Origin of the sequence: Pseudomonas sp. THAF187a, assembly GCF_009363395.1 — a bacterium.
In the GTDB taxonomy this organism is placed as follows: Bacteria; Pseudomonadota; Gammaproteobacteria; order Pseudomonadales; family Pseudomonadaceae; genus Aquipseudomonas; species Aquipseudomonas khazarica.
In genome coordinates, this window is sequence record NZ_CP045349.1 from 711,365 (window position 1) to 736,715 (window position 25,351).

16 protein-coding genes are annotated in these 25,351 nt (G+C 67.4%); 4 read left to right on the top strand and 12 right to left on the bottom strand.

Annotation, left to right across the window (positions count from 1 at the left end):
• The first annotated feature begins 60 nt into the window (after positions 1–60).
• On the top strand, positions 61–2,358 hold the full coding sequence (locus tag FIV02_RS03265) for a YgiQ family radical SAM protein (RefSeq protein WP_152487781.1): 2,298 nt from the start codon (positions 61–63) through the stop codon (positions 2,356–2,358).
• A 90-nt stretch (positions 2,359–2,448) separates the two neighbouring features.
• Here FIV02_RS03265 and FIV02_RS03270 read toward each other — a convergent pair whose 3' ends face one another.
• The 8 genes from FIV02_RS03270 to FIV02_RS03305 all read right to left on the bottom strand — a co-directional run bounded on the left by FIV02_RS03270 (position 2,449) and on the right by FIV02_RS03305 (position 15,035).
• A complete protein-coding gene (locus FIV02_RS03270) occupies positions 2,449–3,933 on the bottom strand; it encodes a TolC family protein (RefSeq protein WP_037052422.1) in 1,485 nt (494 codons plus the stop codon).
• Between the two features lie 59 nt (positions 3,934–3,992).
• A complete protein-coding gene (locus FIV02_RS03275) occupies positions 3,993–9,062 on the bottom strand; it encodes an Ig-like domain-containing protein (protein WP_256663060.1) in 5,070 nt (1,689 codons plus the stop codon).
• A 73-nt stretch (positions 9,063–9,135) separates the two neighbouring features.
• Positions 9,136–9,780, bottom strand: a complete 645-nt coding sequence (locus tag FIV02_RS03280) for a phage tail protein (RefSeq protein WP_152487782.1) — start codon at positions 9,778–9,780, stop codon at positions 9,136–9,138.
• 54 nt (positions 9,781–9,834) lie between these two features.
• A complete protein-coding gene (locus FIV02_RS03285; RefSeq protein WP_037052431.1) occupies positions 9,835–10,152 on the bottom strand; it encodes a hypothetical protein in 318 nt (105 codons plus the stop codon).
• A complete protein-coding gene (locus tag FIV02_RS03290; protein ID WP_152487783.1) occupies positions 10,149–10,640 on the bottom strand; it encodes a GNAT family N-acetyltransferase in 492 nt (163 codons plus the stop codon). The genes FIV02_RS03285 and FIV02_RS03290 overlap by 4 nt, the downstream gene beginning before the upstream one ends.
• A gap of 199 nt (positions 10,641–10,839) precedes the next feature.
• Positions 10,840–12,936, bottom strand: coding sequence for a biotin/lipoyl-binding protein (locus FIV02_RS03295; protein WP_152487784.1), 2,097 nt, complete (start codon positions 12,934–12,936; stop codon positions 10,840–10,842).
• Positions 12,937–14,256 carry an efflux RND transporter periplasmic adaptor subunit gene (locus tag FIV02_RS03300; RefSeq protein ID WP_152487785.1) on the bottom strand — a complete coding sequence of 440 codons (1,320 nt, stop codon included), beginning with the start codon at positions 14,254–14,256 and terminating at the stop codon, positions 12,937–12,939.
• Entirely contained in the window at positions 14,253–15,035 is a 783-nt protein-coding gene (locus FIV02_RS03305) for an efflux RND transporter periplasmic adaptor subunit (RefSeq protein WP_037052437.1), read from the bottom strand. The genes FIV02_RS03300 and FIV02_RS03305 overlap by 4 nt, the downstream gene beginning before the upstream one ends.
• A gap of 222 nt (positions 15,036–15,257) precedes the next feature.
• Between FIV02_RS03305 and FIV02_RS03310 the strand changes: the two genes are divergently transcribed.
• From FIV02_RS03310 to FIV02_RS03320, 3 genes are all read left to right on the top strand, one after another.
• Positions 15,258–18,563: a DUF2126 domain-containing protein gene (locus tag FIV02_RS03310; protein WP_152487786.1), complete on the top strand. Its 3,306-nt coding sequence runs from the start codon at positions 15,258–15,260 to the stop codon at positions 18,561–18,563.
• 113 nt (positions 18,564–18,676) lie between these two features.
• Positions 18,677–21,163: a circularly permuted type 2 ATP-grasp protein gene (locus FIV02_RS03315; protein ID WP_037052442.1), complete on the top strand. Its 2,487-nt coding sequence runs from the start codon at positions 18,677–18,679 to the stop codon at positions 21,161–21,163.
• Positions 21,160–22,053: a transglutaminase family protein gene (locus FIV02_RS03320; protein ID WP_037052446.1), complete on the top strand. Its 894-nt coding sequence runs from the start codon at positions 21,160–21,162 to the stop codon at positions 22,051–22,053. Before FIV02_RS03315 ends, FIV02_RS03320 begins: the two co-directional genes overlap by 4 nt.
• Positions 22,054–22,065: 12 nt before the next feature.
• Here FIV02_RS03320 and azu read toward each other — a convergent pair whose 3' ends face one another.
• The 4 genes from azu to FIV02_RS03340 all read right to left on the bottom strand — a co-directional run bounded on the left by azu (position 22,066) and on the right by FIV02_RS03340 (position 25,347).
• Positions 22,066–22,515 (bottom strand): azurin, encoded by a 450-nt coding sequence (gene azu, locus FIV02_RS03325; RefSeq protein ID WP_037052448.1) that lies wholly within the window; start codon positions 22,513–22,515, stop codon positions 22,066–22,068.
• 399 nt (positions 22,516–22,914) lie between these two features.
• Positions 22,915–23,847 carry a DUF808 domain-containing protein gene (locus FIV02_RS03330; protein ID WP_037052450.1) on the bottom strand — a complete coding sequence of 311 codons (933 nt, stop codon included), beginning with the start codon at positions 23,845–23,847 and terminating at the stop codon, positions 22,915–22,917.
• Positions 23,848–23,915: 68 nt separating this feature from the next.
• The gene (locus FIV02_RS03335) at positions 23,916–24,503 is read right to left on the bottom strand and encodes a TIGR00730 family Rossman fold protein (protein WP_037052454.1); all 588 of its coding nucleotides are present in this window, start codon (positions 24,501–24,503) and stop codon (positions 23,916–23,918) included.
• A gap of 229 nt (positions 24,504–24,732) precedes the next feature.
• Positions 24,733–25,347 (bottom strand): LysE family transporter, encoded by a 615-nt coding sequence (locus FIV02_RS03340; RefSeq protein ID WP_037052456.1) that lies wholly within the window; start codon positions 25,345–25,347, stop codon positions 24,733–24,735.
• Positions 25,348–25,351: the final 4 nt, after the last annotated feature.

Here is a 25,351-nt window from a genome sequence, read left to right on the forward strand (position 1 = left end):
GTTTGGTCAAAATTTGTGCTATGATCCGCGCCCCTCGTGATAGCCCGCTGATCAAAAAATATGCAAGCCGCCAAGCCGCTGTTCGACTATCCCAAGTACTGGGCCGAGTGTTTCGGGCCAGCGCCGTTCCTGCCGATGAGCCGGGAAGAAATGGATCAGCTCGGCTGGGACAGTTGCGACATCATCATCGTTACCGGTGATGCCTACGTCGATCATCCCTCGTTCGGCATGGCCATCATCGGCCGCCTGCTGGAGGCCCAGGGCTTTCGCGTCGGCATCATCAGCCAGCCGGACTGGCGCAGCAAAGACGACTTCATGAAGCTCGGCGAGCCGAACCTGTTCTTCGGCGTCGCCGCCGGCAACATGGATTCGATGATCAACCGCTACACCGCCGACAAGAAGATTCGCTCCGACGACGCCTATACCCCTGGCGGCCTGGCCGGCAAGCGCCCGGATCGCGCCAGCCTGGTCTACAGCCAGCGCTGCAAGGAGGCCTACAGCCACGTGCCGGTGATTCTCGGCGGCATCGAGGCCTCGCTGCGCCGCATCGCCCACTACGACTACTGGCAGGACAAGGTGCGTCGTTCGATCCTGATGGACGCCACCGCCGACATCCTGCTCTACGGCAACGCCGAGCGCGCCGTGGTCGAGGTGGCCCAGCGCCTGTCGCGTGGCGAGTCGATCGAGAGCATCAGCGACGTGCGCGGCACCGCCTTCATCCGGCGCGATACCCCGCAGGGCTGGTTCGAGGTGGACTCCACGCGCATCGACCGTCCGGGCCGTGTCGACAAGATCATCAACCCCTACGTCAATACGCAGGACACCGAGGCTTGCGCCATCGAGCAGGGCAAGGGTGGCGAGGTCGAAGACCCCAACGAAGCCAAGGTGGTGCAGATTCTCGAAAGCCCGCGCATGACCCGCGACAAGACGGTGATCCGCCTGCCGTCGTTCGAGAAGGTGCGTAACGACCCGGTGCTCTACGCGCACGCCAACCGTGTGCTGCACCTGGAGACCAACCCCGGCAACGCCCGTGCGCTGGTGCAGAGGCATGGCGAGGTGGACGTGTGGTTCAACCCGCCACCCATTCCCATGAGCACCGAGGAAATGGACTACGTGTTCGGCATGCCCTACGCCCGTGTGCCGCACCCGGCCTACGGCGGCGAGCGCATCCCGGCGTACGAGATGATCCGCTTCTCGGTGAACATCATGCGTGGCTGCTTCGGCGGCTGCACCTTCTGCTCGATCACCGAGCACGAAGGCCGCATCATCCAGAACCGTTCGCACGACTCGATCATCCGCGAGATCGAAGAGATGCGCGACAAGGTGCCGGGCTTTACCGGGGTCGTTTCCGACCTGGGCGGTCCTACCGCCAACATGTACCGCATCGCCTGCAAGGACCCGGAGATCGAGCGTCACTGCCGCAAGCCGTCGTGCGTGTTCCCGGGTATCTGCGAGAACCTCAACACCGACCACTCGTCGCTGATCGAGCTGTACCGCAAGGCACGTGCGCTGCCCGGCGTGAAGAAGATCCTGATCGCCTCCGGCCTGCGCTACGACCTGGCCGTCGAGTCGCCGGAGTACGTCAAGGAGCTGGTCACCCACCACGTCGGCGGCTACCTGAAGATCGCCCCGGAGCACACCGAGCGCGGCCCGCTGGACAAGATGATGAAGCCGGGCATCGGCAGCTATGACCGCTTCAAGCAGATGTTCGAGAAGTTCTCGAAGGAAGCGGGCAAGGAGCAGTACCTGATCCCGTACTTCATCGCGGCGCACCCGGGGACCACCGACGAGGACATGATGAACCTCGCCCTGTGGCTCAAGCGCAACGGTTTCCGCGCCGACCAGGTGCAGGCGTTCTATCCCTCGCCAATGGCCACGGCCACGGCCATGTATCACTCGGGCAAGAACCCGCTGCGCAAGGTCACCTACAAGAGCGACGGCGTCGAGATCGTCAAGAGCGAGCAGCAGCGTCGCCTGCACAAGGCCTTCCTGCGCTACCACGACCCGAAGGGTTGGCCTCTGCTGCGCGAAGCGCTGCAGCGCATGGGCCGTGCCGACCTGATCGGCCCGGCCAAGCACCAGCTGATCCCTGCTACCCAGCCTGTGGGTGACGGCAGCTACCAGAGCGCGCGGCGCAAGAACTCCACGCCCGTGGGCAGCAAGAAAGCCGGCGCCGGTGGCAAGATCCTCACCCAGCACAACGGCCTGCCACCCCGTGGCAGCGACGGTGCCAAGCCCTGGGACAAGCGCGAGCAGGCCAAGGCGGCTGCCTTCGCCAAGATGCAGGAGCAGAAGAAAGGTGGCAAAGCGAGCGGTGGCGGCAACAAGAAGAAGCCCAGGCCCGTCGCGCCACGCTGAATGAAAACGCCAGCCTCGAGCTGGCGTTTTTCTGTCCGCCCGAAGCCTGGCGCGGACTGCAGCGCGCCGCGACGGCGCGGGCCGAGCGCCTTACAGCTGGCCTGCCTGCCACTGCGCTTCGCGGCTGGCGAGCGCGGCCGCGATGGCCTCGACGCTGTCGGCGGCGATGGTCTCCGGCAGCGGGTCGAGACCGACGCTGGCGAACAGCTGGCCGTAGCTGTTGCGCAGCTCCGCGTAGGCCAGGTCGCGGCGCAGGTCCGCCTGCAGCGTGTTCAGTTCGCCCTGGATCAGCTCCAGTTCACCGATGCCCTGCGCCTTGTAGCGGTTGCGCAGTTGCTCGACGATCTGGCCGTCCAGCCCGGCCAGCTGCTGGCTGGTGCGGAATTGGCGCTGCGCTTCGCGGAAGTTGGCGTTGGCCACGTGCAGCTGGGCGAGAATCGCCATCGACATGGCTTGGCGGCGGGCGTCGGCGACCTCCTGGCCCGCCTTGGCGACATCGATGGCGGCCGGTGCCGAGAGGACGTTGAACAGGTTCCAGGTGACCTTCACGCCGTAGTCGGCCCAGCTCTGGTTGACCAGGAACGAGTTGCTGTCGTAGTGGCCGCCGGCCGAGAACTCCAGGCCCGGTAGCAGGCGCAGCATGGCCTTGCGTGTCTCGGCGGCGCTGATGCGCGCCTGGTAGTCCTGCTCGCGCAGTTCGGGGCGGCTGGCCAGGGCCTCCTGTTCCAGCGTACCCAGTTCCACCTTCAGCTCCGGGACCTGGTAGCCGGTCTCGGGCGCCAGTTCGACCTGGGTGCCCAGGGGCAGGTTGATCAGCGTGGCCAGCTCGGTCTTGGCCAGTGACAGGGCGCGGCGTTGTTCCTCCAGCTGGCGAGTGGCCTCGATCAGGGCGCGCTGATAGCTCAGGGCCTGGATCGGGTCGCCGATGCGCTGTTCACTCAGGCGCTGGCTGTTGTCCCGGGCCTCGGCCACGCGTGTCATGAGGCTGTCGATCTGGCTGAGCAGGCGATCGGCGGCGACGGCGCGCCAGTAGGCGGAGCGCACGTCCTGAATGATGGTGTGCACCACCTTGCGCCGACGCTCCTGCACGATCAGGCGCTGGTCGCCCTGCTGCTTGGCGCTGACGTAGCTGACACCGAAGTCGAGCACGTTCCACACCATGGTCAGGTCGGCCACGCCGCGGTCGCGATCCTGCGAGGTGGAGGGTTCGAGCGACTGGGTGCCGGTTTCGATGCTCTGGCTGCTCGACGCGCTGACGTTGTTGCGCCCTGCATAACCCGCCGACAGCGCCATGCGCGGCAGCATGTCGAAGGTGGCGAGATCGACCTGGCGCTGGGCCATGGCCTCTTCCATCACCTTGAGGCGCGCCTCGAGGTTGTACTTCACCGCACGCGCCATGGCCTCGTGCAGGGTCAGCGGGCCGTTGAGCGGCTCCTGGTCGGCGAACATCGCCTGCAGGTCGCTCTGCGCCCGTTGCTCGCTGACGCTGCGCTCGATGGGCTGGCTGGTTACCGCGCAGCCACTGATGGCCAGCGCCAGCATGCTCACTACCCCTAGTGTTTGGCTCTTTTTCATCCTTGGGCCGCCCCCTTGTCACGGCTCCGACTCACTGCTTTCTCGTTGTTATCGGTCGATCAGATCTGTGCCTGGGCCGCTGCGATCTGTTGCAGGGCCTGGGCCAGTTCCTGGTGCTGGCGTTGCTCACCTTCGTTCAGCGCCTGCAATTGCTGGCCCAGCGTCGGGGCCGAGAGGAAGCCGCCACCCCCGGCCCCCCATTTCTTGCCATCGAAGACCTCCAGCCGTGGGCTCTCCTGCTGCACATCCTTGGTAAAGATGCCGGAGAGGCTGCTGCTGCCGAACACCCCTCCGTCGCCGCCACCGAAGCCGAGGAAGCCGATACCGCTGCCATTGCCGGCACCGCTGTCGCTGCTGGCGAAGACCTGCGCGATGAAGCTGGGAGCCAGGACGTTGGGGTTGAGGAAGATGGTGCCCACAGTGGGAACGCCGCTGCCCAGCGTCGGTTGCTCGAACAACGGCGGCGGCAGCAGCGGCGAGGTGGTGGGCGGCGGCGGTGCGACGGGCACGTCGGGTTGAGGTGTCGGCGTCATCACTGGCGGCGCGCTGGGGCCAGGGTTGGCGCGGAATTCCGGGTCGCCGGTAGTCAGCCCGCCCAGTGTGTAAGCGGCGCTGCTGAAGCCGCTCTGCAGGGCGTTGCCGATGCCGTCGACGATGCCGCTGCCTGCCGCCACCAGTGACAAGCCGAGCGTGCCCTGACCGCTGACACCGCCGACGGTGACGCGGTAGGTGCGGGCATCCACTTGCACCAGGGACAGCAGGGTGCCGCTGGCACTGCCGCTGGTGGTCAAGGCGAAGTCGCCCAGATCGACGCCGCTGACCGCCTCGTTGAAGCTGACCGTGAAGCCGAGGGTGTCGCTGGTGGTCGGTGAGCTGCCGTCGAGAGCGATGCCGGTGACTTCCGGTGCGGCGGCGTCCACCAGCACGCCGCTGGTAGAGCCCACGCTGTTCAGTGCCGTCTGTGCATCGTTGCCGGCGCCATCGCGCAGGGTCGCACCGTTGGCGTCCAGGCCGCCGGCAACGGTGATGCCGTCGGTGTCCTGCTGGCCGTTGGCGACGGTCAGGCGGAACACCAGTGCGCTGCTGCCCGAACCGCTGAGGTAGCTGGCGTAGACGACGCCGCCGTCATCCAGCGTGATCGCCAGGCGCGGTGTACCGCCACTGGTGTCGACGGTCACGGCCTCGTCGAAATTCACCGTGAAGTCGAGGTTGTCGCCGGCCAGGTAGGTGCCGTTGGCGGGCACGCCGACGCTGGTGACGGCCGGCGCCTTGCTGTCGATGGCGTAGTTGTTGGAGTCGGTGGTACTGGTGCCGGTGTTGCCAGCCGCGTCGGTGTAGCCGGTGTTGTCCAGGGTGATGACGTTGCTGGTGTCGGTGACGTTGGCATTGGGGGTCAGGGTGGCGGTCCAGGTGATACCGCCGTCGCTGCTGGCGAGGTTGCTCAGCGCGCCGTTGGCCACGCTGAAGTCCGCCGTGGTCAGGCCGCTCACCGCTTCGCTGAAGGTGATGGTGACGGTAGTGCTCTGGCCGGCCTTGAGCGTGCTGTCGGCCACCACCACAGTGGCGCTCGGGCGCTGGGTATCGATGCTGTAGCTGTTCGAGTCGGTGCTGCCGGAGCCGGTGTTGCCGGCCGCATCGGTGTAGCCGGTGTTGTCCAGAGTGATGAGGTTGCCGGCGGCGGTGACGTTGGCGCTCGGTGTCAGGGTGGCGGTCCAGGTGATCCCGCCGTCGACGCTGCCGAGGTTGCTCAGCGCGCCGTTGGCGACGCTGAAGTCCGCCGTGGTCAAACCGCTGACCGCCTCGTTGAAGGTAATGGTGACGGTGGTGCTCTGGCCGGCCTTGAGCGTGCTGTCAGCCACCACCACGGTGGCACTCGGGCGCTGGGTGTCGATGGCGTAGTTGCCCGAGTCGGTGCTGCCACTGCCGCTGTTGCCTGCCAGGTCGTTCACTCCGGTGTTGTCCAGGGTGATGAGGTTGGAGGCATCGCTGACGTTGCTGCCGGGGGTGAATGTGGCGGTCCAGGTGATCCCGCCGTCACTGCTGCTGAGGCCACTCAGCGCGCCGTTGGCCACGCTGAAGTCGGCAATGGTCAAATTGGTGACTGCCTCATTGAACGTCACGGTGACGGTCGCCGTCTCGCCGATCCGCAGGGCCGTGTCGCTGAGGGTGATGCTGCTCGCCGCAGGGCGCACGCCATCGACCACCAGGGCCTTGTTCGCGCCCAGGGAACCTGCGGCGCCAGGGGGCGGCAGGGTGAGGATGGCCGACTGGCTGGTGCCGTCCTGAATGGTGCCACCGTTGAGGCTGAGGGCCGAGGTGGAGGCGTAATCAAGGTCGGCGGAGATGTCTCCGGCCTGTACGGTGTAGCTGAAGCTCAGGGTGTCGGTGCCTGAACCGGACACGTAGTTGAGTATGCGATCAGTGGCACCGGTTTCCAGGGTCAGGGTCGGCGTGCCGGTCACGTTGACCGAGGTGTCGAACTGTACGGTCACGGTGATGACGTCGCCGATCTTGTAGGTGCCGTTGGCCGTGCTGGAGGTGATGTTGGTGACCACCGGTGCGGCAGGTGCGGTCAGGGTCAGGTCATTGCCGGTGCCGCCGGCGTAGCTGGTGGTCAGTTCGGTGCCGTTGCCGCCCGCCGTGATCGTGCCGCCCTCGCTGATGCCGGTGAAGGTACCGGTAATCGCATCGCCACCGTCGTTGACGATCACCGTGTAGCGGTCGCCACTGCCAGCCGTGTAGCCATGAGTGACGGCCAGGGTCGCGCCGGAGAGATTGGCCGAGCCATTGACCAGCACCCGGTCATAGCCGCTACCCGCCGTCGTGCCGTTGATGTCCAGGGCCAGGGTGCTGCCTGCGGCCAGGCTCAGGTTGCCGTTGATGTTGAGGCTGCCTGCACCGCCATTGCCGGGGGACAGGGTGCCGCCGCTCTGCACGGTGACGTTGCCCCCCAGCGAGCCACTGCCGGCCAGCGTGGCACCGCTTGCCACGGTGGTCGTGCTGCTGGTGTTGCCGTCCACGATCAGCGTGCCGGCGAACACGGTGCTGCTGCCCGTGCTGGTGTTGTTGGCCGTCAGGGTCAGGCTGCCGCTACCGCTCTTGTTCAGGCTGCCGATGCCGGCGACCACGCTGGAGATGGTCGCCGTATCGCCACTGCCGTTGGTGAAGGTCTGGGTGGTGCCGCCGGCCAGGCTGAGGGTACCGCCAGTCAGGACCAGGCCGCTGGCCTGATCCATGTCGAAGGTCAGGCTCTCGTTGAGCGACACGGCATTGAGGTTGAGCGTCTGCCCGGCCAGGCTGCTGGCGAAGACGATGGTCTGGCTGCCGGTGCTGTCGGCGGCGGCGATGGCCACCGCCTCGCTGAAGCTCACGCCATTGCTGCGGTCGATGGTCGCGGTATCCGTGGCATTGGTGACGTAGATGGTGTCGCTGGTCACCGTGACATTGGCACTGGCGCTGCCGCCAGCGCCATCGTTCACCGTGACCGCCACGGTGGCGTCGCCGGCGGGCGTGTCGCTGCGGTAGGTGATGCGCTGCGCCACGTCGTTGACCAGTGCTGAGGTGGCCGTGGTGCCACTGCTGGTGAAGGTGATGGTCAGCACGCCACCGCTGTTGGTGAAGGTGGCGAAGGTCAGCCCGCCCGACTGCAGGTTGCTGCCACTGACGGTGAACAGGCCGCCGCTGGTGTCGAAGCCCAGCACGTCGCTGCCTATCGCCGTGCCGCTGCGCTGGATCACCAGGCTGGCGCCGGACCAGTCGCCATTGCCGCCGTTCAGCGCATCCAGCTCGGCATCGGCCAGGCTGGCATTGCTGCCCACGTCGAGGCCGACGGTATTGCCTGCGCCGCCCCAGGCCACGCTGTCGCCGTTGAGGTTGCTGACGGTGGGCGCTGCGTTGGGGGCGACCGCATCCGCGAAACCCACATTGTCGATGCCGATATACAGAGGTTGACCATTTGGATCCGTGATACGGATTTCGTCTGCGTACTGGAATATCGATGCCGTCAGCCCATTGCCCTGGGTGAAGTCCGAGATGTAGTCGCCGTCGGTCGCGAGTGTGACGCTGCCTCTGGAGACACCGTTCTGGAAGGCTTCGAACTTGATTTGAGAGTGCGCGCCAAGGTAGTCGACGATCTTGATTCCGGTGAACGAGAACTCGCTCCCGTCCTGGCTGCGAATCACGACGATGGGCGAGCCATTCCCGGAATCGTCGACGATACCTTCGTCCTGGCTGCCGGCCCCATCCGTGAACAGATCGCTGTAGTACTTCCACGCCGCGCCGTTATTGGAGTTGCCGGAGTCGGCGGAAAAGATCTCTATCGTCACGCCAGGAATGTCGCTCGACTGGGCTTGGCCGTCGGTCACCGGAGTACCCAGGATCGTGTCGGTACCGGAAAAATTCAGCGTTCCGGAAAACAACTGGCCGGTAAACGCGTTCTGGGCGGCAAGCGAGAACGGCATGCCGGCCTCTATGGTGCCGATCGAGGTCTCCAGCACCCAGTTCCTGGCGTTGATGCTGCTGCCGGTCGCGTCGGTGGATGCTGCAACGTCGGCCTGGGTGAGGGCGGCAATCTGGCTGATGAAGGACTGGCCCTTGTCGCCTAGGGCGATATCGCAGCCATAGAGCAGGATGTCGCCATCCCCACCCAGTTTGCTGCCGATGGCCTCCAGCGCTGTGGTGTGATCTTGCAGGTTGCTGGCATCCAGGGTCAGGCTGCCCAGCGTGATCTGTCCTGACAAACCATGGCTGACGATATGGATCGCATCGATGCCGGAGCGCCCGTTCAGATAGTCGGCAATCTGCTGGAGCCCATCCTGGCTGCCATCCAGTACGACGACCTCGGTACCTTCGCTGACGCCGGCGATGAGTTGTGCAGAGTCCTGCACGTTGCCGTCGATGAAGACGATCTCCTGGCGCTGATCGCTGCTGGCGGCTGGCGCGGCAGCGGCACTGTCATCGACCTGGCTGTCGCTGGCACTGTCCGCCTGGGGCGTGGGGTCGGCCTGGACCGTATCGGCAACCGTGGCGGCAACCGCCCCGTCGAACATCATGCGCGGTTCGAGGGCCAGTAGCCAGGCAGGGCCCGCCGGGGCCTGGGGTGTCGCTGTGACGGTGGATCTGCGTTTCATCATCTGCTCCCGGCGTTGCTTTACGTAAGTGGCGGCCCGCCTGGGCGAGCCGACCTTCAGGTGCTTGCTCGACTCAGCCTCGCGACGGGAAGACCCCTTCGGTCGCGATCACGAAGTTGGTGCCGAGGAAGGGATTGCGGATACCGAACGACTGGCTGCCACCGACGGGCGAGATGGTGACCGTTCCCTGCGGTGTGATGCTTGCCTGCCCGCTGAGCCCGCCGAGGTTGGCCTTCGTCGAGTCGGGTGGAGTATCGGTGAACAGACCCGCGAACACCACACTGGCAGGACCGGCTTTCGCGGTCGTGGCGGAGAGGTAGGTGGTGTTGCCTGCCGTGGGTGGCACCATCGCGGCGGTCGGATTGGTGGCCACGGCGGCACTGATGGTCAGGGCGCCGTTGCTGGCCTGGCCGGTGAAATGCGCGACGGGCGCGTGCATCGGCAGCTCTGCGGTGGTCAGGGTGACATTTTCGCGGCCGGCCATCTCGCCCTGGACAATCACGTCCAGGCCTGGCCCGTGCCCCATCCCTACCGGGCTGCGCCCACGGTAGTCGGGCAGGCCGAAGGTGGTCTGGCCATTGCCGCCATACAGCGTGCCGAGCAGTGAGAAAAGGGCAGTGTTCTGTGCGATGGGCATCAGCTGGCCCTGACACATCGCATAGCCACGCGGTGCGAAGTTGAAGCCGACCATTTTGATTTCGCCGAGGAACGGTTCCATGTTGTTGCTCCCTGCTGTGTGACGCCGGTGTGACCGACGGGTTGTCGTGATGGCTCAGGTCCGTGGCGCGGATGTCCGTGTATGGAAAACGGCCTGCAACAGGCGGGCCCCGTCGTCGTCCGGGCCGATCGGGGTGAGCATGACCCACCATGACGCCTCGCCCGGGCTGTGCAAGGTATAGCTGAATTGCGGCAGGTCGACCCCGGCGGGCTGTCGAAAGATGGCGTCGTAGCACTGATGGCGCGGGTTCATGGCCTTGCCCTGGCTCACTTCGACCAGTTGCACATCGACACCGGGATGTCCTTCCCAGCTGAGGCGCCAGGTCTGGCCCAGGGCCTGTTGCAGGTCTGCCTGGCTGGGGACGTCGTTCATGCGCTCAGACTCCGTGCGGCGGTGCGGTGCATCTCCAGATAGATCGGGTGCTGGCCGGTCACGATGAAACCGAAATGTTCATACAGGCGTCGGGCAGGGTTGTCGGACTCGACGTAGAGGCGAATCGCTTTCCCCAGCCTGTCGGCCTCATCGACCAGGCCGGCGAGGAGGGCGCGGCCGATGCCCCGGCCACGCCAGGCCGGCAGCAAGGACAGGTCCATCAGATTGTGGGTGCCGGGCCCGCGAAACAGGTAGAGACGGCCGATGGGGTGCTCGTCCTGAAGGATCAGCGAGAACTCGGCGCCCCGATAGTGGGCCTGGTAGTGGCGGTGCTGGGCATCGAACTGTTGCTGCAGGAATGCCGCTTTCTCGGCCTGGCTCCAGGGCAGCGGGTCGAGCTCCTGCGCGCGGGTGCTGGCGTACAGCTCGAGCAGAAACCTCAGGTCGGTTGCCGTGATGGGGCGCAGATGCACGTCAGATGTGGACACGGTGTGGAGCTTCCTTGCGCACCTTGTTCGTGAACGAAACAGGCGCAGTCGTTGGCTTGTCGGGCGCACTGCATGTGCGCCCCTTGAATATAGAACGGTGATAGGGACTTGCCACTATTTCCTTACGGGCGGCAGGTTCTTTCTGCAGGCGCTCGACTGCTGCAGACGCGCCTTGGGGGGAGTGGCGCAACCGCTGGCGTCAGAAGCCGCTTTCGCGAACGCCCAGTGCGGCCAGGCGGCGCCAGGTGGCGCCGAGTATGGACTGCCCCGTCCCTTCGAGGACGACGACGCCACGCACCGGCAGCGAGGGTTCGTCCGCCGCCTCCAGCAGGCTGAGGCGGGCGCCGTACTGCGCCTGCAAGGGGGCAGCCCGGTGCTGGGCGTCGCGGCGTACGGCGATGGGGCCGTGGTGGTCGGAGGCGAGTGCCTCCAGCTGCAGATAGGCGACGCCGGTGTCGTCCACGTCATCGAGGCGGACCGCCAGCGCGGCGCGCGCCGGGTCGTCGGCGATGAAGCGTCCTTCGCTGCCTGGCTGCACACGCCAGAGCCCGTCTTCGGCCAGGTAGCCGCGCAGGCGGACGCCGGGGGCCACGACGCGCAGCAGCGGGTCGCCTGGCTTGAGCCAGCGGCCTGGCGCCAGGTTCGGTTGCAGGTCCCGCACCACGCCGCTTTCCGGCGCGCGCAGCTGCAGGCGTTCGCGTTGCGCATCCAGACCACGGTACTCGGCGACCGATGTCGCCAGGCGCTGTTCGAGCACGGCAGCGTCGCCCACCGTCTCGCTGCGACCGGCCTGACGACGCAGCTGCAGCTGCAGTATCTGGATTTCCTGGCGCACGATGGCCTGGCGCGATTCGAGGTCCGGAGACTCCAGCTCCAGCAGCAGTTCACCTTGCTGCACCGCCTGGCCGTCGCGGACATGCAGCTGCTTCAGGCGTGCGGACAACGGGGGATAGAGAGCTGTGCTGCTGGCGGCCTCGAGCACGCTCGGCACGTCGACGGCGGTACGCCATGGCAGCACCAGCAGGGCCGACAGCATCAGCAGCCCGGCAGCCGTGAGCAGGGTCTTGCCCGGGGCGGCCTGATCGCGCCGCCGCCACCATTCCTGCCATTCGCGCCAGATCGGCAGGCCGATGAACCAGAGCAGCTCCACCAGCATCAGGACGATGCCCAGCAGCTTGAAGAACATGTGGTAGACGGCCAGGGCAATGCCGAGAAACAGGGCGGCGCGCCATAGCCAGGAGCCATAGCCCCAGATCAGCAGGCGTCTGCGCATCGTCGCCGTCCAGCGTTCGGGGGCGGGCTCCGCGTAGCCGAACAGGGCTTCACGCAGGCGCCAGCGACAGAGGGCGAAGGCCCGTTGCTGGAGGTTGTCGACGCCCCACAGGTCGCTGAGCAGGAAGTAGCCGTCGAAGCGCATGAAGGGATTGAGGTTGATCAGCAGGGTGGTGATCCAGGTGGCGCTGGCCAGCATGAAGGTAGCGGTGCGCAGGGGGCCGTCCGGCAGCAGGGACCAGGCCAGCAGGGCGAGGCAGGCCAGCAGAAGTTCGGCGAGCACGCCACCGGCGCCGATCAGCAGGCGGGAGCGGCGATCGTTGACACGCCAGGCATCGCTGACATCGGTATAGAACATGGGCAGCAGCACCATGAACGCCAGCCCCATGCTCTGTACCCGACAGCCCGCGCGCTTGGCCATGTAGGCGTGACCGAACTCATGGCACAGCTTGGCGAAGGCCAGGGCACAGCCGAAGGCGATGGCGCCACCCAGGCTGAACAGGTGCGGGAAGCTGGAGATGAAGCGGTCCCAGTCGCGTGCAACGAGAAACAGGCCGAGCAGCAGCAGGATGGGCAGGCCACGGCGCAGCAGCGGGGGGCCATGGCGTTCCAGCGCAGGCCAGGTGCGGTCGAGAAAGGCGTTGGGGCGCCACAGCGGGATGCGAAAGAACAGGTACTGGTGCAGCAGGCCTTTCCACAGGCCCTGGCGCTGTTGCGCCGCCTTGCTCGCGTAGCTGCTGCGCTGTTGCGCATCCGCTGCCGTGATCAGGTCGTGGGTACTGAGGAAGCGCAGCATGCTTTCCAGGTCGGCGCCCGCCAGCGCCTGGCCGGGTTCATTGTTCGCCGCCTGCAGCACCTGCGCGGGATCGCCCAGCTGCCAGTGCCGCAGCAGGCGCATGGCCTCGGCACCAATCTTGAAGTAGCGCCCGCGCAGCGGGTCGGCCAGCGTCCATTGCGGGGCGCCGTCCAGCGCGGGGGCCGAGCTGGAAAGCTGCAGGTCGGCACGCAGGCTTGGCAGGCGCATTCACAGCCCCAGTGTCTGGCGCAGCGCTGCCAGCGGGCGGCGCAGCAGGAATAGCGCCAGCGGCACGCGGTCGCCGTAGAGCTTGGCGGTGCCACGCAGGCCGATGCGCGGTGGCGCCGCGACGAAACCGGCGTCCAGGCGGTAGGCCAGCTGGCCGTTGCTCAGTGGCTGCGCCTCGTATGCCAGGCGTTGCAGCTGGGCGTCGTGGCGATGCAGCGGGTCGCTGTCGAGGAACAGGCCGACCTCCGCGCCGGGCTGGAAGTTCAGCGCGTCGGCCACGGCGAGGTCGATGCGCAGCTCGGCGCGCCTGGGGTCTGCGATCTCCATCAGGCGCTCGCCCGTCTGTACCGGCTTGCCGACCCAGCGCTGGGCATCGGCGAACACGGCAATGCCGTCGCGCTCGGCTCTGACCTCGGTGCGCGCCAGCAGCTCGCGGGCATAGTCGCGCTCGGCACGTTTCTGCGCCGCGCGCGCGGCGAGCAGGTCGATGCGCGCGCTGGACTCGGCATCGCTGAAGGCGCGCTGGCTGTTGGCCTTGAGCTCGGCTTCGGCCACCTGCAGGCTGCGCTCGGCGACATCGGCCTGGGCGCGGATGGAGGTGGCGTCGAAGCGCACCAGCACCTCGCCCTTGTTGACCGCCTGGTTGGGCTTGACCTGGAACGTCGCGATCACGCCGTCCAAGGGCGCGGCGATGACCTGGCCGTCGAGTGGCACCACTTCGGCGGGAGCCAGAACCGACTGGCGAATCGGCAGCAGCAGCAGGAGCAATGCCACCGTCGCCACGGCGATGATGCGGCGGCGTGGCCAGCGCAGGCGCCACGGCTTGTGCGGTTGCAGGGCGAGCCAGGCATGGGCGTAGCAGTCACCCAGTTGCAGCAGCAGTGCCTGTTCGGCCGCGCTCCACGGCTGTTCACGGGCGATCCACAAGCCGCCGAAAAGCGCCTGCTTGCGGTCGAGCAGGGGCAGCCAGAACACCGAGCCTGCGGAGAGCGCCTGCCAGTCGCCACGCGTCTGCTCGCTGAGCGAGTCGGCGGTCACCACCTGGGCCTGGCTGGAGCGGCCCTGGGCAAGCAGCTGGCGCGTGGCCTCTTCGACGAAGGCGACGAAGGGAGAATGCGCTTCGACGACACTGATCGCGGTGAGTGCGCGCACCCGGCCAGCGATCAGCAAGGCCGCATGACGAAAGCCGAACAGTGCCTGTGCGTCGTTGACCAGCGCATAGGCCAGGCTGTCGATGTCCGCCGCGGCCCGGGCCTGGTGCTGCAGGGCCAGGAAGCGGGCGAATACCTGTTCGGCTGGCCCAGGCGCCTGGGCGGTCATGGCGCCTCCGTGAAGCGCGCGCTGCCGCTCATGCCGGAGAGCAGCCCGTCCGCCTTCTCGGGCAGGCTGCCGATCAGCAGCAGGGTCTGGCTGCCCTCGTCGATGCGTGCACCCAGGCGTTTCACCCTGGCCTCGAGTGGCTCGCCGGTTTCATCCGGGGTGAAGGCGAAGCGTTGCCCGGGCTGGACCCTGCTCAGCCAGCTGGACGGTATCAGCAGATAGATTTCCAGGGTGCCGTTGTCGACCACATCCAGCAGCGGCGCACCGTTTGCGACGCTTTCGTGGGGCTGGGCGCGGCGCTGCACCACGCGCCCGGCGAATGGGGCGCTGACGCTGCAGCGCTTGACCTGCACCTGATACACCTGGGCCTCGGCTTGCGCCTGCGCCTGGCGCGCCTCGGCCAGCGCCACCTCGAAGCGCCCCACCGAGTTCAGCGCCGCCAGTTGCTTCTTGTGGCTCAGTTCCTCGCGGGTGGCACGTGCGGCGGCCTGCGCGGCGTTGAGCTGGGCCTGGTAGGCGCTGCAATCGAAACGCACCAGTACATCGCCCTTGGCGAAGGCCTCGCCGTCGGCGAACGGCATCTCGACGATGCGCCCCGGCAATTCGCTGGAGAGCACGGCCTGGTCGCGTGCCCGCAGTACGCCGCGTACCTGGCGTTCGGCGCCCGTGGGTTCGGCACGCTCGAGGGCTTCGAGCAACGGGTCCTGCGCCTGCAACAGCGGGCTTAGGGTCAGAACCAGCAGGCCAACGGGGAACAGGCGACTGGAGCGGAGGGGCATGGCATACGTCCTTGCATGAAGTCGTCGCAGTCTAAGACAGAAGTGCAGTGAAGCAAATTGAGCGCGGCGTGAGTCGAACTGGTGCGTGCGCAGGGGGCTGGTGCGTGCCAGGCTCCGTTGTGGTGCGTGCATTCGGCGGCAGACGCGGTGGGCAGCGACGCACGGTCTGTGGCATAAGTCTTGCGCTGCACAGCTCATCGTCCAGGCTAGCAGGAGGCCGCCGTGTCGATTCATGTCGCGCTGCATCACGTCACCCACTACCGCTACGACCGTGCGGTGAACCTTGGTCCGCAGGTGGTGCGTCTGCGCCCGGCACCGCACAGCCGCACGCGCATCCTCTCCTATGCGCTGAAGGTCGAGCCGGGCGAGCACTTCGTCAACTGGCAGCAGGACCCGCAGGGCAACTACCTGGCGCGCCTGGTCTTCCCCGAGAAGACCCGTGAATTCAAGGTCGAGGTGGACCTGGTCGCCGAGATGGCGGTGTTCAACCCCTTCGACTTCTTTCTCGAGCCCTACGCCGAGCGCATTCCCTTCGCCTACACCGAGGGCGAGCAGCGCGAGCTGGCGCCCTATCTGGTCAAGCTGCCGGCCACGCCGCTATTCGCCAAGTACCTGGCCGGGATCGAGCGCAGCCCGACACCCAGCGTCGATTTCCTGGTTGAGCTGAACCAGCGACTGTCCGCCGACATCCGCTACCTGATCCGCATGGAACCGGGCGTGCAGACGCCGGAAGAGTCGTTGCAGCTGGCCGCCGGCTCGTGCCGTGACTCGGCCTGGCTGCTGGTGCAGTTGCTGCGCCACCTCGGCCTGGCGGCGCGCTTCGTGTCCGGTTACCTGATCCAGCTCACGGCCGACGTCAAATCCCTTGATGGTCCTTCCGGCACCGACGAGGACTTCACCGACCTGCACGCCTGGTGCGAGGTCTACCTGCCCGGCGCCGGCTGGATCGGTCTCGATCCCACCAGTGGCCTGTTCGCGGGCGAGGGGCACATTCCGCTGGCCTGCAGCCCGGAACCGTCGTCGGCGGCGCCGATCAGCGGCGGGCTGGACGAGTGCGAGGTGGAGTTCGAGCACCTGATGAGCGTCGAACGGGTGTGGGAGGCGCCACGCGTCACCAAGCCCTACAGCGAAGCGCAGTGGCAGGCGATCCAGGCGCTGGGGCGGCAGATCGACGATGACCTGCAGGCGCATGACGTGCGCCTGACCATGGGCGGCGAGCCGACCTTCGTCGCGCTCGACTACCCGGACGACGACGAGTGGAACACCGCTGCGCTGGGCCCGAACAAGCGGCGCCTGGCTGCCGACCTGTTCTACCGCCTGCGTGATCACTATGCGGCCAATGCGCTGGTGCATTTCGGCCAGGGCAAGTGGTACCCGGGCGAGCAGCTGCCGCGCTGGTCGCTGAACTGCTTCTGGCGTCGTGATGGCCAGCCCCTGTGGCACGACCCCAGGCTGCTGGCCGACGAGAAGCGCGGCTATGGCGCCACGGCCGAGACCGCCGAGCGCTTCCTGGCCAGCCTGGCCGCCCATCTGCAGGTGGAGGCTGACAACGTCTTTCCGGCCTTCGAGGACTGGTTCTACTACCTGTGGCGCGAGCGCAAGCTGCCGGACAACGTCACGCCGGACGATCCGCGCCTGAGCGATCCGCTGGAGCGCGAACGCCTGCGCAAGGTGTTCGACCAGGGGCTCGACGCGGTGGTCGGCCATGTCCTGCCACTGGCGCGCCAGGTGGTCGGCGAGGGCTGGCAGAGCGGGCGCTGGTTCCTGCGCGACGAGCACTGCCGCCTGCTGCCGGGCGACTCGCCGCTGGGCTACCGCCTGCCGCTGGACTCGCTGCCCTGGGTCAGCCAGGCCGATTACCCCTACATCAACCCGGTCGACCCGAGCCAGGCGCAGCCGCCGCTGCCCGCCGCGGCGCAGATCCAGCGCCAGTTGCGCGGGGTCTGGCGTGGCGCCAGTGTCGCTGCTGGCAGCGGCCCGCAGAGTGCGCGCCCGGCCAGCGGTCAGTCGGCCGCCGGCATCGTGCGCACGGCTCTGTGCGCCGAGCCACGCGAGGGGCGGCTGTATCTGTTCATGCCGCCGCTGAGCCATCTCGAGGACTACCTCGAGCTGGTCGCGGCCATCGAGGCGGTGGCGGCCGAGCTCGACTGCCCGGTGCTGCTGGAAGGCTACGAGCCACCGCTCGACCCGCGCCTGCAGTACTTCCGCGTGACCCCCGATCCGGGGGTGATCGAGGTGAATATCCATCCGGCGGCCAGCTGGGACGAGCTGGTCGAGCGCTGCGAGTTTCTCTACGAGGCGGCGCGGCAGTCGAGGCTGTCCAGCGAGAAGTTCATGATCGATGGCCGTCACACCGGCACCGGCGGCGGCAACCACTTCGTCCTCGGCGGGGCGACGCCGGGCGACTCGCCCTTCCTGCGGCGTCCCGACCTGCTGCGCAGCCTGATCAGCTACTGGCACAATCACCCGTCGTTGTCCTACCTGTTCAGCGGCCTGTTCATCGGCCCGACCTCGCAGGCGCCACGGGTGGACGAGGCGCGCAACGATGCCCTGTACGAACTGGAGATCGCCTTCGCGCAGATGCCCGAGCCGGGACGCGATGCCCCGCCGTGGCTGGTCGACCGGTTGTTGCGCAACCTGCTGGTGGACGTGACCGGCAACACCCACCGCGCCGAATTCTGCATCGACAAGCTGTACTCGCCGGACTCCGCCAGCGGGCGACTCGGCCTGCTCGAACTGCGTGCCTTCGAGATGCCGCCGCATGCGCAGATGAGCCTGGCCCAGCAGTTGCTGCTGCGCGCGCTGATCGCACGTTTCTGGCAGGAGCCCTATCGCCCGGCCAAGCTGGTGCGCTGGGGAACCGAGCTGCATGACCGCTTCCTGCTGCCGCATTTCGTCGAGCAGGATTTCGCCGACGTGCTGCAGGAACTGGGCAGCTTCGGCTATCGACTGCGCAGCGAATGGTTCGCTCCGCACCTGGAGTTCCGCTTTCCCAAGGCCGGCGATTTCGCCGTCAAGGGCATCGACCTGGAGCTGCGCCAGGCGCTGGAGCCCTGGCATGTGCTGGGTGAGGAGGGCGCCATCGGCGGTACGGTGCGTTACGTCGACTCGTCACTGGAACGCATGCAGGTGAAGCTCGCCGGCATGGCGCCGGACCGTTACCTGCTGACCTGCAACGGCGTGCCGGTGCCGCTGCGGCCCACCGGCAAGGTCGGTGAGTTCGTCGGCGGCGTGCGTTTCCGGGCCTGGCAGCCGGCCAGTTGCCTGCAGCCGACCATCGGCGTGCATGCCCCACTGGTGTTCGACCTGATCGACACCTGGATGCAGCGCTCGCTGGGCGGTTGCCAGTACCATGTGGCGCATCCGGGCGGGCGCAACTACGACAGCCTGCCGGTCAACGCCTACGAGGCGGAAAGCCGGCGTCTGGCGCGCTTCTTCCGCCTCGGCCACAGCCCGGGCAAGCGCCCCGTGCTGCAACCGATGGACAATAATGAACTACCGATGACCCTGGATCTGCGTCGCGTCTGACGCCAATCCCGTCTGTGGCAGGGGCCTTGGCCGCGAACCGTCGCTGCTGAAGCGCCTGCCACGGATGCAGCCGTCAATTTGCGTCACGCTGCCTTGTCACTGCCGAGCCTGCCATGCCCGACCTGCTAGCCGATTATCCGCCTCCTGCCGGGGGGTACCACGAACTGCTCGACGCCAAGGGCAAGGTGCGCCCGCACTGGCGCCGCCTGTTCGAGCAACTCGAGCGCAGCCGCCCGGAGCAACTGGCCCAGCGCGAGGCCATGCTGGCCCGGCAGATTCAGGAGAACGGCGTCACCTACAACGTCTACGCCGATCCCGACGGGGCCGACCGGCCCTGGGAGCTGGACCTGCTGCCGAACCTGATCCCGGCCGACGAGTGGCAGCAGATCGCCGCCGGCGTGGCCCAGCGCGCGACCCTGCTCAATCGCGTCGTGGCCGATCTCTACGGGCCGCAGAAGCTGATTGCCGAAGGCCTGCTGCCAACGGAGCTGGTGTTCGGTCACAACAACTTTCTCTGGCCCTGTCAGGGCGTGCAGGCGCCGGGGGGCACCTGGCTGCACCTGTACGCGGTGGACCTGGCCCGTGCGCCGGACGGCCGCTGGTGGGTGACGGCCGATCGCACCCAGGCGCCCTCCGGTGCCGGCTACGCGCTGGAGAACCGGCAGATCGTCTCGCGGGCCTTTCCCGAGTTGTACCGTGACCTGCGCGTGCAGTACCTGGCCGGTTTCTTCCGGACTCTGCAGGACACCCTGGCCCGCCAGGCGCCGAGCGGCGGCGAGACCCCGCTGGTGGTGCTGCTGACGCCGGGGCGTTTCAACGAAAGCTATTTCGAGCACCTGTACCTGGCGCGCCAGCTGGGCTATCCGCTGGTCGAAGGCAGCGACCTGACCGTGCGGGATGCCACGCTCTATCTCAAGACCCTGGCAGGCCTGCGCCGCGTGCACGCCGTGCTGCGCCGCCTCGACGACGATTACTGCGACCCGCTGGAGCTGCGCACCGATTCCGCCCTCGGCGTGCCGGGCCTGCTCGAAGCGGTGCGCCGTGGCCGCGTGCTGGTGGCCAATGCCCTCGGCAGCGGCGTGCTGGAGTCACCTGGTCTGCCCGGCTTCCTGCCGGCGATCAGCGAGCATCTGCTGGGCGAGGAGTTGCTGCTGCCATCCATCGCCAGTTGGTGGTGCGGCGAGCCGCCGGTGCTGGAGGAGGCGCTGGAAAAGCTCGACGAACTGCTGGTGCGTCCGGCGTTCCCCTCGCAGAGCTTCACCCCGGTGTTCGGCCGCGACCTGAACGAGGCGCAGCGCGCCAAGCTGGCGGCGCGCCTCAAGCTGCGCCCCTATGCCTACGTGGCGCAGGCACGGGCCAAGCTGTCGCAGGCGCCGGTATGGGATGGCACCGGCCTGCAGCCGCGTGCCATCGGCATGCGTGTGTACGCCGTGGCCAGCGCCGACGGTTACCGGGTGATGCCCGGCGGCCTGACGCGTGTGGCCGCTGAGGCCGACGCCGAGGTGGTGTCGATGCAGCGCGGCGGGGCCAGCAAGGACACCTGGGTGCTCGGTACGCGGCAGAGCGGTGGCGAGCCGTGGCAGACGCAGCGCACCCTGGGCACCGCCGACCTGGTGCGCAGTGACCCCTTCCTGCCCTCGCGGGTGGTGGAGAACCTGTACTGGTTCGGCCGTTATGCCGAGCGCTGCGAGGACAGCGCCCGCCTGCTGCGCATCATGCTGGCGCGCTATGTCGACGACGACGATGACCCGCAGGCCCTGCAGAGTGCGCTGGCGCTGGCCGAGGAACTGGGCCTGCTGGCACCGGCCGAGGAGGGCGCGCTGGAGCCGCGCCTGTTGCAGGCCCTGCTTGGCAGCGACTGGCCGGCCAGCCTGCGGGCCAACCTGCAGCGCCTGCAATGGGCGGCGGGCAGCGTGCGCGGCAAGCTGTCCCAGGCCAACTGGCAGGCGCTGGTGGAGTTGCAGGGGGAGGCTCAGTTGCTCGAGGCCCAGCCTGCCGATTTCGGCGAGTTGCTGGACTTTCTCAATCGCCTGCTGATGTCCCTGGCGGCGTTGTCCGGCTTCGCCCTGGATGACATGACCCGTGACGACGGCTGGCGCTTTCTCATGCTCGGCCGCTACATCGAACGCCTGCAGTTTCTCTGCGACAGCTTCGCCGGTTTCCTGCGCAGCGGCGCGGCTACCGACCAGTCGGCGCTGGAGTGGCTGCTGGAACTGGGCAACAGCAGCATCACCTATCGCACCCGCTACCTGGCGTCGGCGCAGCTGATCCCGGTGCTCGACCTGCTCCTGCTCGACGAGCAGAACCCGCATGCGGTGCTGTTCCAGCTGCGCACCCTGCTGGCGTCGCTGGCGCGGCTGGACGAGCGCTTCGAGCTGCCGGCCGAGCGCTATCTGACCTACCTGGAACAGCAGCTGAGCGCCTTCAGCCTGGCCAGCCTGGAGAATCCGCTGTTCGGCCCCGGCAGTACCCGCGCGGTGCTCGAGGGCCTGGCCGACCTGCTGGTGGCCATCAGCGAAGCGGCCGGGACGGTATCGGATCACCTCGGGCTGCGCTTCTTCGCCCACGTCGATGTCAGCCAGCGGACGCAATCCTCATGAGCAGTGCGCTGTATCAGGTGCTACACGACACCCACTACCGTTACTCGGCGCCGGTCTCCCTGGCCCAGCAGCTGGCCCACCTGTGGCCGCGCCAGTGCCCCTGGCAGCGCAGCCATGAGCAGGCGCTGCGCGTCGACCCGCAACCCTGCCAGCGCCGCGATGGCCTGGACGTGTTCGGCAATCCGCTGACCCGCCTGGTGTTCGAGCGCCCGCACGAGGCGCTCAGCGTCAGCGCGCGCCTGCGTATCGAAGTGCTGGCGCGGCCGCCCCTCGATCTCGACGATTCACCGCCCTGGGAGGCCGCCTGCGCGGCGCTCAGCTATGCCGGCACGCGGCTGGCGCCGGACCTGCTGGAGGCCGCGCGCTATCGCTTCGAGTCGCCCTACGTGCGGCTCAAGCAGGTATTCGCCGACTATGCCGATGACTGCTTCACGCCGGGCAGGCCGCTGCTGCAAGCGGGCCAGGCGCTGATGCAGAAGATCTTCGAGGAGTTCAGTTTCGACGCGGGCGCGACCCAGGTGGCGACGCCGCTGCTGCAGGTGCTCGAGGAAAAGCGCGGGGTCTGCCAGGACTTCGCCCACCTGATGCTCGCCTGCCTGCGCTCGCGGGGGCTGGCAGCGCGTTACGTCAGTGGCTACCTGCTGACCCAGCCGCCGCCCGGGCAGCCACGCCTGATCGGGGCCGACGCCTCGCATGCCTGGGTGTCGTTGTACTGCCCGCGTCAGGGCTGGGTGGATTTCGATCCGACCAACAACGTGCGTCCGGCGCTGGAGCACATCACCCTGGCCTGGGGCCGGGATTTTTCCGATGTGTCACCGTTGCGCGGGGTCATCCTGGGGGGCGGCAGCCACGACCCTGAAGTGCAGGTGACGGTGCTGCCGCTGGGCTGAGAGGTCGAGGTATCAGTCGACCAGCTTCACGCTGCCTTTCATCAGCGCGTAGTGACCCGGGAAGGAGCAGAAGAAGCTGTAATCCTCGCCAGCGGCCAGCTTGCTCACATCGAAGGTCACCGAGGTGCTTTCGCCGCCGCCGATCAGGCCGGTGTGGGCGATCACGCGCTCGTCACCGGCCTTGACGTAGGCGGCGTCGGGGCCGGCGCCAATGCCGTCGGTGGCGATGCCGGGCATGTCGGCGGTCTTGCTCAGCACCAGGTTGTGGCCCATGGCGGTCTTGGGCAGGCTGCCGGTGTGCTTGAGGTTGACGGTGAAGGTCTTGCAGCTCTTGCTGATGGAGATGGCCTGGGTGTTGTAGGTCATCTGGTCGGTCGATTCGACATCCACCGAGCACTCGGCAGCGAACAGCGGTGTGCTGGCCAGGCCGAGCAGTGCCATCAGAGCAACGTTACGCAACATCTTGAAGCCTCCAGATTCTGATAAATCGGTCAGGTCCTAAGAGATTCGCACAGCGGCGGCGTCCTGTGACTGCGACCGAACGCCACGGCGGTGTTATCCCGAGAATCTGTGGATAACTGTGTGGGCAAGGTCTGCATGGCTCGTTCCAGGGCGCGTCGCTGGCCGTTTTCGAGCCCCTGGTCAGCTTTTGCTCAGGCGTTCGCGGCGGCTCGGGAATCAGGCAAAAAACCTTGAAAATTAACTGCTTGAGTTATCGATGCAGGGCTGCGCGCGAGGTGCCGGGCGGGGCGCCGGGCTTATCCACGGAAGGTGTGGAGCAAGCTGTGGATAAGCTTGGGGAAAGTCAGCGCCGACAGCGGCTGCCCTGAGCGGCTGTCGGCTGGCTGGAAAATGAGCGGCTCAGGCGGCCGTCGAGGGACGCAGCGCGCGCCACAGGCGGGCACCGAGGCCCACCAGCGGGACGCTGAGCAGACCGGCGACGATGCCCAGCAGGGCATTGAACAGGGTCGGCAGCAGTGCGGAGAGCAGGCCGACATCCTGCGCGGCCCACTCGGCGGCGTGATGCAGGGCGGCTTCGACCGGGGGCAGGCCGTGACTGAGGATGCCGCCACCGACCATGAACATCGCCGCCGTGCCGACGACCGAGAGTGTCTTCATCAGCCAGGGCGCCAGGGCCAGCAGGCCGCGGCCCAGGCTCTGGGCGAAGGCGCTGCTGCGTTGGCTGAGGTAGAGCCCGGCGTCGTCCAGCTTGACGATGCCGGCCACCAGGCCGTAGACGCCAAGGGTGATCACCAGGGCGATGGTGCTGAGCACCGCCAGCTGATTGACGAAGCTGGCGCTGGCCACGGTGCCCAGGGTGATGGCGATGATCTCTGCGGAGAGGATGAAGTCCGTGCGCACCGCGCCACGGATCTTGTCGCGCTCGAAGGCCACCAGGTCGATGTCGGGATCGGCCAGGGCCTCCAGGCGTGCCTGCTTGCCGTCGTCCTCGTGGCGGTGCAGCAGTTTGTGCAGCAGTTTTTCCGCACCCTCGTAGCAGAGGAACAGGCCGCCGAACATCAGCAGCGGCACCACCAGCCAGGGCGCCACTGCACTGATCAGCAGCGCGGCCGGCACCAGGATCGCCTTGTTCAGCAGCGAGCCCTTGGCCACCGCCCACACCACGGGCAGCTCGCGGTCCGCCCTGACGCCGGTGACCTGCTGGGCATTGAGGGCCAGGTCGTCGCCCAGCACGCCGGCGGTCTTGCGCGCGGCGACCTTGGTCATGCTGGCGACATCGTCGAGTACGGCACTGATGTCATCGATCAGGGCGAGCAGGCTGCTTCCGGCCATCTTGCGGCTTCCATGTAAGGACAAGGCGCCAAGGTTAGCACCGCACCCGCCTGCCTGACGTGAACAAATCAGCTCGGCGAGCGATCGACCCACTTGGGCGCTGCGCTGGGTTGCCACTCGGCCAGCGCATCGATCAGGTTCTGCGGGCTGCTGGCGATCTGCAGCATCTCGCGGTGTTGCGGACGCACGAAGCGCTCGGCGACGAGGTGATCGAGGAAGTCACCGAGCTTGCTGTAGAAACCGTTCACTTCCAGCAGGCCCAGCGGCTTGGAGTGATAGCCCAGCTGGCCCCAGGTCCAGACCTCGAACAGTTCCTCCAGCGTGCCCAGGCCGCCGGGAAGGGCGATGAAGGCGTCCGCCAGCTCGGCCATGCGTGCCTTGCGCGCGTGCATGCCGTCGACCACTTCCAGACAGGTCAGGCCACGGTGGCCGATCTCGGCACGCTCCAGGCTCTGCGGGATGATGCCGATGACCTCGCCACCGGCATTCAGGGCGGCATCGGCGACGACGCCCATCAGGCCGACCGCGCCGCCGCCGTAGATCAGGCGGATGCCACGCTGGGCCAGGTACTGGCCAAGCTCTTCGGCAGCCTGGCGGTAGATCGGGCTGGCGCCGGGACTGGCGCCACAGAAGACACAGACGCTACGCAGGGACATGCACGGACTCCTTGAGCAAATGCGTCAAGGGTAGCGGCACGCTGCGTCATGACCAAGTGTCAGTGGCGCGTATCAATGCCGCAGGTGGCGCAGGCGTAGCTGGCGAGGAACTGCTTGAACAGGTCGTTGAGGGACATGGTGCGGCTTCCTGACGCAGGGACATGCTGGTCAGGCTAGCCGCGTTGCTGCCAACGCGCCGTTAGATTGTTTCGATGGCGGCGATAGTCGATCAGACCAGTTCCAGCGCACTCATCCCGGCCAGGCCCAGCAGCATCACGCCACAGGCTGCGTAGGTCAGGCGATGCCAGAGCAGCGACGCGGCGCGGCGGAACCAGTCCACCAGGCCGGCGCAGATGAAACACCAGAGTAGCGACGACAGCATGAACCCGCTGAAGAACACCGCCAGGTGCGTCGGCGTCGGCTGGGCGACGCCGATGGCCGCCATCGCGCCACCCATGGCGGCCCAGTAGACGATGTTCTGCGGGTTGCTCAGCGACAGCGCGGCCCCTGCGGCAAAGGCACCGCCGGCAGCCGCCTGGTCGTCGGCGCTGGGTTGCGGCGGACAGCGGGCGTCGCGCAGCGACTGATAGCCAAGCCAGGCCAGGTACAGCGCGCTGGCCAGGGTCAGCGGGTAGCGAATCTGGGCGCTGTCGAGCAGCAGGGCCAGACCGGTGAGGCCGAGGGCGGCCCAGGTGGCGTCACCCACCAGCGAACCGATCTGCACCAGCAGTGCCGGTCGGTAGCCGTCACGCAGGCCGCGCCGCAAGGTCTCGCTGAAGACGGCGCCCGGGGCGGCATTGAACACGAAGCCAAGGAGCAGGGCGGCGAGGAAGAAGCTGAACATCAGG

Coding starts and splice junctions, on each gene's coding strand:
- FIV02_RS03265 (WP_152487781.1), top strand. CDS start 61: ATGCAAGCCGCCAAGCCGCTGTTCGACTATCCCAAGTACTGGGCCGAG.
- FIV02_RS03270 (WP_037052422.1), bottom strand. CDS start 3,933: ATGAAAAAGAGCCAAACACTAGGGGTAGTGAGCATGCTGGCGCTGGCC.
- FIV02_RS03275 (WP_256663060.1), bottom strand. CDS start 9,062: ATGAAACGCAGATCCACCGTCACAGCGACACCCCAGGCCCCGGCGGGC.
- FIV02_RS03280 (WP_152487782.1), bottom strand. CDS start 9,780: ATGGAACCGTTCCTCGGCGAAATCAAAATGGTCGGCTTCAACTTCGCA.
- FIV02_RS03285 (WP_037052431.1), bottom strand. CDS start 10,152: ATGAACGACGTCCCCAGCCAGGCAGACCTGCAACAGGCCCTGGGCCAG.
- FIV02_RS03295 (WP_152487784.1), bottom strand. CDS start 12,936: ATGCGCCTGCCAAGCCTGCGTGCCGACCTGCAGCTTTCCAGCTCGGCC.
- FIV02_RS03300 (WP_152487785.1), bottom strand. CDS start 14,256: ATGACCGCCCAGGCGCCTGGGCCAGCCGAACAGGTATTCGCCCGCTTC.
- FIV02_RS03305 (WP_037052437.1), bottom strand. CDS start 15,035: ATGCCCCTCCGCTCCAGTCGCCTGTTCCCCGTTGGCCTGCTGGTTCTG.
- FIV02_RS03315 (WP_037052442.1), top strand. CDS start 18,677: ATGCCCGACCTGCTAGCCGATTATCCGCCTCCTGCCGGGGGGTACCAC.
- FIV02_RS03320 (WP_037052446.1), top strand. CDS start 21,160: ATGAGCAGTGCGCTGTATCAGGTGCTACACGACACCCACTACCGTTAC.
- azu (WP_037052448.1), bottom strand. CDS start 22,515: ATGTTGCGTAACGTTGCTCTGATGGCACTGCTCGGCCTGGCCAGCACA.
- FIV02_RS03330 (WP_037052450.1), bottom strand. CDS start 23,847: ATGGCCGGAAGCAGCCTGCTCGCCCTGATCGATGACATCAGTGCCGTA.
- FIV02_RS03335 (WP_037052454.1), bottom strand. CDS start 24,503: ATGTCCCTGCGTAGCGTCTGTGTCTTCTGTGGCGCCAGTCCCGGCGCC.
- FIV02_RS03340 (WP_037052456.1), bottom strand. CDS start 25,347: ATGTTCAGCTTCTTCCTCGCCGCCCTGCTCCTTGGCTTCGTGTTCAAT.